Source organism: Blautia sp. CAG:237 (assembly GCF_000436615.1).
In the GTDB taxonomy this organism is placed as follows: Bacteria; Bacillota; Clostridia; order Lachnospirales; family Lachnospiraceae; genus Blautia_A; species Blautia_A intestinihominis.
The window spans coordinates 25,302-26,680 of the sequence record NZ_FR886710.1 but is presented as its reverse complement, the minus strand read 5'-3'; the positions used below and the strand labels follow the sequence as shown (position 1 = coordinate 26,680).

Here is a 1,379-nt window from a genome sequence, read left to right as displayed (position 1 = left end):
TTTCTGCATATCCACTCCCGGGTAGACTTCGATCAATTTCAGGCCTTTGGGGGTGAGGCGGAAGACGCAGCGTTCTGTTACGTAGAGGACCTTCTGGCCGTTTTCGATCGCGCGTTTTGCGGAGAAGCTGATGCTTGAGACGTTCTCTACAAATTTAGGGATCTCGCCTTCTTTGTGGATGGTTACGACACCCTTTTCCTGGGTGACTTCCAGACCTTTGGCGTTGAAAGTCATGCAGAAAACTACGGTTGGGGTCTTGGCTGTGATATTGGCAAAGCCACCGATGCCTGCAAAGGCCCCTGTTCCTCTGTGGGCATTGATATTTCCGTAACGGTCTGCCTCCAAACCGCCCATAAAGCAGATATCCAGCCCACCGTTGTCGTACAGGTCAAACTGGTTTGCCATATCATAAACGGAAGCGGCACCAATCATTGCCCCAAATGCTTCGCCCGAAACAGGAAATCCCCCGATTCCTCCGGACTCCACCGTGAGCGTGATCATATCGAGCATCCCGCTCTTTCGCGCATATCTGGATACCATTTCCGGAATTCCGATTCCTATGTTTACAATATCATCCACTCGCAGCTCTTTAGCGGCTCTTTTTCCTATGATATTTGCCGGAACGTTGTTTTTACGCTGCTTCTGGGAGAGGTCATTGATCTTCTCATTCCAGGTATGCCATTCTTTGTACGGGATCTCAAAACTTCCGGTAAGTGCCGTGTATGCTTCATTTCGCTCCTCCGGCTCTGCCACAACGATCGCATCGACCAGACAGCCCGGAATGATGGCGTTACGCGGACGGGACGGCGTGTCTACGAGACGATCCACCTGTACGATGACCTTTCCACGGTTTGCTTTGACCGCCTGACAGATGGACAGTGCGTCGCCGGACATGAACATATCATCAAAGGTGATATTTCCTTTTCTGTCTGCAGCAGTTCCCTTGATCATGGCAATCGTGATCTTTGGAAGTTTATAATAAAGAAATTCATCCCCATCCACTTCCACATGCTTCACCAGTGAATCATCGATGGAAATTCTGTTGATCCCCGGTCCTTCTCTCCTCGGATCAACAAAAATATCCAGTCCGACTTTGGACAAAGCTCCCGGAAGACCGCCTGCCTGTGCACGGATTGCATGAGAAATACACCCAAGCGGCAGATTATACGCCTCAAATCTGTCCTCCAGCACCAGTTTTTTGGTGCTCATCATCGCGCCAAAATGACCGCAGATCAGCTTGTCCACCGCACCTTCCCGAATATATCCTTCCGCATTATGTTCGTCATCCCAGACACCAAATCCGGCACTGGATACGATCGTCAGATGCGTCGGCGACTGCATTTTCTGATATCTTCGGTATAATGCCTCGTGGAGTTCAG

At 50.3% G+C, this 1,379-nt stretch carries 1 protein-coding gene; it reads right to left on the bottom strand.

Annotation, left to right across the window (positions count from 1 at the left end):
- On the bottom strand, positions 1-1,379 hold a 1,379-nt coding region (locus QZL69_RS04010; protein ID WP_291518179.1), incomplete at both ends, for a CoA-transferase.